We start from the raw sequence: 8,307 nt of genomic DNA, 5'->3' as shown, positions 1-8,307 counted from the left end.
CCAGCCGCGGGTGGGCCTGAGGAGTGCGCACTCCTCAGGCCCTCCCGCGTATCCGGATCAGGACAGGCGCTTGACCGCCGCCGCCACCCGCTCGTCGGTCGCGGTGAACGCCACCCGGACGAAGCTCGCGCCCGCCGGGCCGTAGAAGTCGCCGGGCGCCACCAGGATGCCCCGCTCCGCGAGGTACGCCACGGTGTCCCAGCACGGCTCGTCGCGGGTCGCCCACAGGTAGAGGCTGGCCTCGCTGTGCTCGATCCGGAAGCCGTGCGCCTCCAGGGCCGCGCGCAGGGCGAGGCGCCGGTCCGCGTAACGGGCGCGCTGCTCGGAGACGTGCACGTCGTCGCCGAGGGCGGCGACGGTGGCGGCCTGGACGGGAGCGGCCGTCATCATCCCGCCGTGCTTGCGGATCAGCAGCAGCTCGCCGAGGACGGCCGCGTCGCCCGCGATGAAGGCGGCCCGGTATCCGGCCAGGTTGGAGCGCTTGGAGAGCGAGTGGACCGCCACGATGCCGTCGTAGTGACCGCCGCAGACGTCCGGGTGGAGGACCGAGACCGGCTCGGCGTCCCAGCCCAGCTCCAGGTAGCACTCGTCGCTGAAGACCAGGATCCCGTGCTCACGCGCCCAGGCGACGATCCGGGTCAGCTCGTCCTTGGACAGCACCCTGCCGGTCGGGTTGGACGGCGAGTTGAGCCAGAGCAGCTTCAGCCCCGCCGGGTCCAGCTCGGTCGGGTCGTCGTAGACGACGGGCTCCGCGCCGCACAGCCGGGCGCCGACCTCGTACGTCGGGTAGGCGAGCCGGGGGTAGGCCACCTTGTCGCCCGCGCCGAGCCCGAGCTGCGTCGGCAGCCAGGCCACCAGCTCCTTGGAGCCGACGACCGGCAGCACGTTGGCGTGGGTCACGCCGACCGCGCCGAGGCGGCGCTCCACCCAGCCGGTCAGCGCGTCCCGCAGGGCCTCGGTGCCCCACACCGTCGGATAGCCGGGGCTGTCCGCCGCGTCGACCAGCGCCCGCCGGATCAGCTCGGGGACCGGGTCGACGGGGGTGCCGACCGACAGGTCCACGATGCCGTCCGGGTGGGCCTGGGCCGTCGACTTGTAGGGCGCGAGCCTGTCCCAGGGGAAGACCGGGAGGCGGGAGGAGACTGCGGACACGGGGCTCTGCTTTCTCGGGGCTTTCTCGGGCTGTTCAGGTACCGGCAGCGGTACGGGGAAACACCGCGGTCCCGCACGGGGACGAGCCGTACGGGACCGGGCTGCGCGCGTGGTGCCGCCGCTTACTGGTTCTGCGGCGGCAGTCCGGCGACGAACGCGTGGTCGCGCTCGATGAGACCGAGCTTGGAAGCACCGCCCGGCGAGCCGAGGTCGTCGAAGAACTCGACGTTCGCCTTGTAGTAGTCCTTCCACTCCTCCGGAGTGTCGTCCTCGTAGAAGATGGCCTCGACCGGGCAGACCGGCTCACAGGCTCCGCAGTCGACGCACTCGTCCGGGTGGATGTACAAGGACCGCTGGCCCTCGTAGATGCAGTCGACGGGGCACTCTTCGATGCAGGCCTTGTCCTTCACGTCGACACAAGGCTGCGCGATGACGTAGGTCACGCTGTCGTTCCTCCTCGGTAGGGCGTTGGCTCTCGCGCGGGAGCGCGGCGTCGTCGATGCCCGCCCCTAGTATCTCCGTTCTCGGGCACGATCCGAACAGGAGGGGCGGACAGAGCTGTGGAATTCACCATCGGCGGACGGCTGGAGGTCCGCATCACCCCCGCTGACGTGGGCAAACGCGTGTCCGTGCGCCGCCGGACTGATGGCGGGGGCACGGGCGCGCAATTCGCCGACACGGTCGGCGTGCTCACATCATGGGACGACGGTGTGCTCTCGATCACAGATAAGAGCGGAAAATCCGTCCACATCGCGGAATCGTCCCTGGCCGCGGGCAAGGTCGTGCCCGCCGCACCGGCGAGGCGGCGGGGCCCCGCCGCCTCCTTCGAGGAGCTGGCGGCCGTCACCGCGCGCGCCTGGCAGCCCGTCGAGAGCGAGGCCCTGGGCGACTGGCGGCTGCGCGCGGCCGGGGGCTTCACCCGGCGCGCCAACTCCGCGCTGCCGCTCGGCGATCCGGGCCTGCCGCTCGGCGAGGCGCTCGGGCGGGTCCGCCACTGGTACGAGGAGCGGGGCCTGCCCGCGTACGTCCAGACGGCGACCGGGGCCGAGGGCACGCAGGAGATCCTGTGCGCGGAGCTGGAGCGGCACGGCTGGCAGCGCGAGGTCTCGGCGGAGGTGCGGATCGCCGCGCTGGCGCCGGTGGGAGACCGGGACGCGGAGGTGTCCGCGGTCCGCCTGACCCGGGAGCCGGACGCGGACTGGCTCGCCCGCTACCAGCGCTTCTCCACCACCGGCCCCCATGTGCTACGGGTGCTGGGCAGCGGCCCCTCGGTCTGGTTCGCCACGGTGCCGGGGGACGCCGGCGCGCCGGACGCGATCGGGCGGTGTGTGGTGGACGGGCGGTGGGCGGGGTTCTTGGCCGTCGAGGTCGCCCCGGAGCAGCGGCGGCGCGGACTGGCCACCACCGTGATGACCGCGCTGGCCCGCCGGGCGCTGGACGAGGGCGCTTCGGCGGCCTGGCTCCAGGTCGAGGAGGACAATGAGGGGGCGCGGGCGCTGTACGACGGCATGGGCTTCGCGGGCCACCACCGCTATCACCACTACCGCTCGGAGTGAGGGGCCACGCGGCAGGCCGCCGGGGCGCGGACCGGGGCAGGGACAGGAGGAGCAGGGGCGTGGGTCGCATATGAGTGGGCTGGATTCCGGAGCGGCCGAGCGGCGGCGGCAGTTCGCCGAGGAGGCCCGGTCCGAGCGGCCGGACCTCGCCCTCCTGTGTCTGCTGCTGGGCGCGGAGGCCGGACCGGTGGGGCCGGCCGAAGTGGTCCCGGTGACTCCGGGGGAGTCCGTCCCCGACCGGTACGGCATCGACGCCGCGCAGATCGAGCTGGACCGGCTGGCCGGACTGCTGCCCCACGGCTCCCGCTCCCCCGCCGCCTGGGCCTCGGCGCTGGCCGAACTGCTGGGTGAGCGCTGCGGATTCGGCGGCTCAGCGGTCGACTACCAGCGGCTGGACTCCTCGCTCCTCCAGCAGGTGCTGCGGCGCCGCCGGGGCCTGCCGATCCTGCTCTCCGTCGTCTGGATCGAGGTCGCCAGGAGGGCGGGCGCACCGGTGTACGGGGTGGCGCTGCCCGGGCATTTCGTGGTCGGCTTCGGCGATCGGGAGAATCCGGTGCTGGCCGATCCGTTCGCCGGGGGCGCGCCGCTGACCGGCCAGGACGCCGAGCTGCTGGTGACGGGGGTGACCGGGGCGGCGCTGGAGCCGTCGATGATGACGCCCGCCCGACCGCTGGAGGTCGTGCTGCGGATCCTGAACAACGTCCGGGCGTGGGCGGCGGCCCGGCCCGAGCGCACCGACGTGGCTCTGTGGGCGGTGGAGCTGTCGCTGCTCCTGCCCGCGCATCCGGCCAGGCTCCGCTACGAGCACGCCCAGCTCCTCGTCCAGCGCGGTGAGTTCCAGCGCGGGGCGGCGGAGATGGAGGAATATGCGGGAATCCTCGACGGTATTGAGCCGACGACGGCCGAGAACATCCGGCGCAAGGCCCACGCCGCACGCGCCCTGCTGAACTGAACCGGCCAACCGGCGGGAAATCTGCGGAATCCGCCCCACCACCGGCCCTCCGGACGCCACCGCGGTGGCGAGACGGATGGGTCCGTGGGCGATGTGCGCTCCCGCTTTACATCCGAACGCCCCCTTCCGCGCCCAACGGGCGCGTTATTCGGCCTGTTCGTCGGCGTACGCGAATGCCCATGCGCTCAACTGGAAACCCGTCACCGGGCGCGCACGACCCATCGCATTCCGCTGTGGGCGGGCCGGAAGAGAAAAGCTGAGGGCAGATTGATGACGACCGTGCTGCTGGTCCACACCGTGCCGTTGTGGCGCGCATCGCTGGCCTCGCTCCTCGGCACGGGGCGGGGAATAGAGGTCCGCACCGCCGAACGCGGTGCGATACGCGCCGCGCTGAGCGGTCCGGGACCCGATGTGCTCCTCACCGACCTCGACTGTCCGGGCGCACTGGACGTACTCGACGAGGTGAGGACGATGACCGCCCCGCACGGCGAGCCGTGTCCGCTCGCCGTGCTCACCTGCAGCGACCGGCCGCGCGGTCTGCGGCGGGCGTACGAGGCGGGAGCCCTCGGTTACATCGACAAGTACCGCCCGGTGGACGACCTTTCCGAGGTGATGCACAAACTGGCGGACGGCGGACGGCATATCGACGAGTCGCTGGCCTTCAGTCTCTTGCAGGTGGCCGACATGCCGTTATCGCCGCGGGAATTGAGTGTGCTCTCGTTGGCCGAGGGGGGTGACACCGTGGCCGGGATCGCCGCGCGACTGCACCTGACTGCGGGGACGGTCCGCAATTATCTGGCCGCCGCCATCCGGAAGTCAGGGGGGCGGAATCGGCTGGACGCGATCAGACGGGCGAAGGAGGCGGGGTGGATCTGATGCCGCGCCGCTCCTTCCGGTCGGGGCCCGTCACTCCGGTCGGGGCCTCCGCCTCCTCCGGCTCCCAGAGGCCGGCCAGGTCCCGGTAGAGGGCGCTGGAGCGCCGGAGTTCGTCGGGGGTGCCGCACCGGGTGCGCGGGCCGTCCATCACCAGGGTCCGGTCGGCGCGGCGCGCCGAGCTGAGCCGGTGGGCGACGACGACCAGCGCGCCCGGCAGGGCGGCGAACGCCAGCTCGGCCCGGGTCTCGGCGGCCGGGTCGAGCCGGCTGGTGGCCTCGTCGAGGATCAGCAGCGGCGGGGCGGCGAGGTAGGCGCGGCCGAGCGCGACGAGCTGCCGTTCGCCCTGGGAGAGCCGGTCCGGTTCGAGCGCCGCGTCGAGGGAGCCGAGCCGGGAGAGCAGCGCGTCCAGGCCGACCGCGTCCACCATGGCCGCGATCTCCCGGTCGCACGCGCCGGGGCGGAGGTAGCGGAGGTTGTCCCGCAGCGAGCCGCTGAACACGTAGGCGTGCTGGGGCAGCAGAACGCGTACGGAGGTGGCGTCGGCCGGGCGCACCGGCCGCCCCCGCCACCGCACCGCTCCCCCGGTGGGCCGCTCGGTCCCGGCGAGGACGGCGGCCAGGGTCGACTTGCCGCTGCCGCTCGGGCCGACGACCGCGAGGTGCTCGCCCGTCCCGATCGTCAGGGAGAGCCGGTCCAGGACGGGCTGGGCGCGGGGCCCGTACGCGAAGGTGACCTCGTGGAGTTCGGCGACCGGGGTGCCGCGCGGCGGCGGGGCGGTGTCGCGGGCGGTCGGCGGCGGGTCGTCGGCGGGTGGGGGCGGCGCGTCCGTGAACCGGTCCAGGACCACGACGAGCCGGCCGCCCGCCGTACCCAGCATGGTCATCAGCGCCTGGACGGCGGGGGCGAGCGCCTGGGTGAGGTAGGTCAGCGCGCCGACCAGCGCGCCCGGCGTGAGCCCGTCGCGCAGCAGCCAGGGGGCTCCGAGGAGCAGCAGGAGCGGAGGGAACCGCCCGCAGACGGCGAGGGCCACCACCCGGACGGCCGACCAGCGGGCCAGCGAACGGGAGGCGGCGAGCTGCGCGGCGGCCAGGGTCCGGGACTCCTCGACCGTCCGCTCGGCGGTTCCGGCGGCGGCGATGTCGCGTACGGAGGCGGCGAGCTCGCCCGCGTGGGCGGCGTACGCCTCGTCGGCGGCGAGGTAGGCGCGCTGGCGGGCTGCCATCGGCGGCAGGGTGCCGAGGAACAGGGCGGCCCCGAGGACCAGCGGGGGGAGCACGATCAGGAGGAGGGCGGGCGAGAGGGCCAGCAGGCCGGTGACGGCTCCGGCGGCCGTGAACACGAACGAGCGCAGGGTCAGGACGAGTCCGGCCCAGCCGTCCCGGGCGATCTCACTCTGATGAGTGACCTGCGAAAGGGACCGGGTGCTGACGTCACCGGAGCGGCCGAGCGCGCCGGACAGCGCCCGGGACACGGCGCGCCGGACCAGTCCGTCGCGGAGCGGCTCCACCAGGTCGGCGAGGCGGCCGAACACGCCGCGGGCGGCGAGCACGGAGGGCAGCACGGCGACGGCGGCGACGGCCAGCCAGAGGAGGCCGGTCGCCGGGCGGCCGGCGAGGAAGCCGTCGTCGAGGGCACGGGCGACCCCGTAGCCGCTGAGGAAGGTCTGCGCGAACTCCAGCAGGGACCAGCCGGCCAGCCGCAGGGTCACGCCGGTGCGCGCCCGCAGGAAGGGGCGGGCCTCCCGGGCGACCCTGCGCAGCGCGGTGTCGCGGCGGGGGCGGGCCGGGGTGGACTTCGCGCCCCGGTGCGGCGTGGTGTCGCGCCGAAGGTGGGCCGTGTCGGCCCCGGGGCCCGTCGTCCTGGCACCTGCGCGCTCGTCCTCCTTCACCGGGACGCCTCCGCTCCGGCCCGCTCCGGGCGCTCGCCCGGTGGGTCGCCGCGGAAGACCGCCCGGTAGTCCGGGTCCGCCCACAGCTCTTCGTGGCGGCCCGTCGCGCGGAGCCGGCCGTCCTCCAGCCAGGCGACCCGGTCCGCCCGCGCGGCCGAGGACAGCCGGTGGGCGACGATGATCCGGGTGCAGCGCCCGGCCCGTGCGTCCAGGGCGCGGCGGACGTGGTGCTCGGTGACGGTGTCCAGGCTGGACAGCGCGTCGTCGAGGATCATCAGGCGGCCCGGGTGGGCGAACGCGCGTGCCAGGCCCAGGCGTTGGCGCTCGCCGCCGGAGAGCGGGGCGTCGGCGACCGGGGTGGCGTAGCCGTACGGGAGCAGGGAGACGAACCCGTCGGCGCGGGCCGCGCGGGCGGCTTCGCGTACGGCGTCGGGCGCGGCGGTCCAGGGCCCGTAGGCGATCGTGTCCTCGACGGTGGCGCCGGGCAGGGCGGGGCGGGCGAAGGCGTACGCCACCTCGCCGCGCAGCCGGGCCGGTTCCATGCCGTCCAGCGGGACGCCGTCCAGCAGCACGCTGCCGGTGTCCGGGTCGAGCAGCCGCCCGGCGACCGCGGCGAGCTGCGACTTGCCGGAGCCGGAGCGCCCGACGACGGCCAGGGACGTGCCGCCGGGGACGGTCAGGTGGACTCCGGTCAGCAGGGGGCGGCCGTCCTGTTCGACGCCGACGTCCCGGAGTTCGAGGTGTCCGGGGGCGTCGGGGACCGGGCCCAGGTCCCGGTGCGGCAGCGGGGCGAGGGTGAGGAGGGGGTCGAGGCTGTGGGCGGCGGCGCGGCTGCGGGCCAGGGAGCCGAGCGCGCCGGTGAGGGAGCCGATGCCGACGGCGAGGCTCGCGTAGCGGGAGGCGGCGACGAGATCGCCGACGCCGATCGCGCCCGCGCCGAGCCGGAGTCCGGCGACGGCGAGGACCAGCAGCATGAGCAGGGGCAGCAGGAGGCCGCTGCGGCCGACGGCCCGCCCGTACACCGTCCAGGTGCGGCGGCCGTGTTCGGCGAGCGCGGCCAGGGGTTCCAGCACCCGGCGGTGTTCACGGGCGCCGGTGCGGGCGGCGCGGATGGTGTCGGCGCCCTCCAGGGCTTCGGTGAGCCGGTGGGCGATGAGCGACTGGGCGCGCTGGTAGTCGGCCCCGGCGTCGGCGGTCCCCCGGGTGAAGGTGCGCAGCAGGACGACGAGGAGGGGGGCGCCCAGGAGGAGGGCGGCGGCCGTCCACACGTCGATGAGGAGGAGGCCGGCCAGCGCGCCGAGCGGGAGGAGGACGCCCGCGACGGCCCCGGCGGCGGTGGCGGGCGCGGACGCGGCGTCGGCCGTGCGGGCGGTCAGCCGGGCGGTGAGGTCGCCGGTGGGCAGCGCGAGGGCGCGGCGGGGTTCGGCGGCCAGGATCCGGGCGGCGGTGCGGGCGCGCAGGGACGCGGTGAGCTTGGCGGTGGTGGTCGTGCTGGTCACGGCGGCCGCCGCGTCGAACCCGGTCTCGGTGAGGGTCAGGGCGGCGCAGAGCAGCAGCCCTGACCAGGGCACGGGTCCGCCGGCGACGAGCCGGTCGACGGTGTGGCCCAGGGCGGCGGGCAGGGCGAGGGCGGCGAGCGCCCCGCCGGTGGAGCAGAGGAACAGCCAGGTGAGGGCGGCCGGGTGCTGCCGGGCGAGCCGCCGGGCGCCGGACGCCGTGCCCGGACGAGGGTGCAGCGGCACGGTTCGCCTTTCTGATCGGCAGGACGCCCCCTGGGGGCACGTGGCCGGGGGGGGCCCCCCGGGGGGTGGCCCGGGGGGCGCCCCCGGGGGGGGGCCGGGGGGGGGGGGGCCCCCCCGGGGGGGGGAGAAAACAAAACACCC

The 8,307-nt window shown here is 75.2% G+C and carries 7 protein-coding genes; 3 read left to right on the top strand and 4 right to left on the bottom strand.

Features of this window, described 5'->3' with window-relative positions; translation table 11 throughout:
• Nucleotides 1-57: 57 nt before the first annotated feature.
• Together dapC and fdxA are read right to left on the bottom strand one after the other, a co-directional pair.
• A complete protein-coding gene (gene dapC, locus ACFWRV_RS15790) occupies nt 58-1,152 on the bottom strand; it encodes a succinyldiaminopimelate transaminase (protein WP_384334198.1) in 1,095 nt (364 codons plus the stop codon).
• 122 nt (nt 1,153-1,274) lie between these two features.
• Entirely contained in the window at nt 1,275-1,595 is a 321-nt protein-coding gene (fdxA, locus tag ACFWRV_RS15785; RefSeq protein ID WP_003966501.1) for a ferredoxin, read from the bottom strand.
• A 117-nt stretch (nt 1,596-1,712) separates the two neighbouring features.
• Here fdxA and ACFWRV_RS15780 point away from each other — a divergent pair, with 117 nt between their 5' ends.
• From ACFWRV_RS15780 to ACFWRV_RS15770, 3 genes are all read left to right on the top strand, one after another.
• A complete protein-coding gene (locus tag ACFWRV_RS15780; RefSeq protein ID WP_384334194.1) occupies nt 1,713-2,708 on the top strand; it encodes a GNAT family N-acetyltransferase in 996 nt (331 codons plus the stop codon).
• A gap of 70 nt (nt 2,709-2,778) precedes the next feature.
• The gene (locus ACFWRV_RS15775; protein ID WP_384334191.1) at nt 2,779-3,660 is read left to right on the top strand and encodes a transglutaminase-like domain-containing protein; all 882 of its coding nucleotides are present in this window, start codon (nt 2,779-2,781) and stop codon (nt 3,658-3,660) included.
• Nucleotides 3,661-3,930: 270 nt separating this feature from the next.
• Nucleotides 3,931-4,536, top strand: a complete 606-nt coding sequence (locus ACFWRV_RS15770; RefSeq protein WP_384334222.1) for a LuxR C-terminal-related transcriptional regulator — start codon at nt 3,931-3,933, stop codon at nt 4,534-4,536.
• Here the strand turns inward: ACFWRV_RS15770 and ACFWRV_RS15765 are convergent.
• Both ACFWRV_RS15765 and ACFWRV_RS15760 read right to left on the bottom strand, forming a co-directional pair.
• Nucleotides 4,505-6,424, bottom strand: coding sequence for an ATP-binding cassette domain-containing protein (locus tag ACFWRV_RS15765; protein WP_384334188.1), 1,920 nt, complete (start codon nt 6,422-6,424; stop codon nt 4,505-4,507). The two genes, ACFWRV_RS15770 and ACFWRV_RS15765, sit on opposite strands and share 32 nt — an antisense overlap.
• Entirely contained in the window at nt 6,421-8,166 is a 1,746-nt protein-coding gene (locus ACFWRV_RS15760; protein WP_384334185.1) for an ATP-binding cassette domain-containing protein, read from the bottom strand. The genes ACFWRV_RS15765 and ACFWRV_RS15760 overlap by 4 nt, the downstream gene beginning before the upstream one ends.
• Between the last annotated feature and the right edge of the window lie 141 nt (nt 8,167-8,307).

The sequence above is a fragment of the Streptomyces sp. NPDC058576 genome, from assembly GCF_042718715.1.
GTDB lineage: Bacteria > Actinomycetota > Actinomycetes > Streptomycetales > Streptomycetaceae > Streptomyces.
This window is presented reverse-complemented; position numbering and strand designations above follow the sequence as displayed.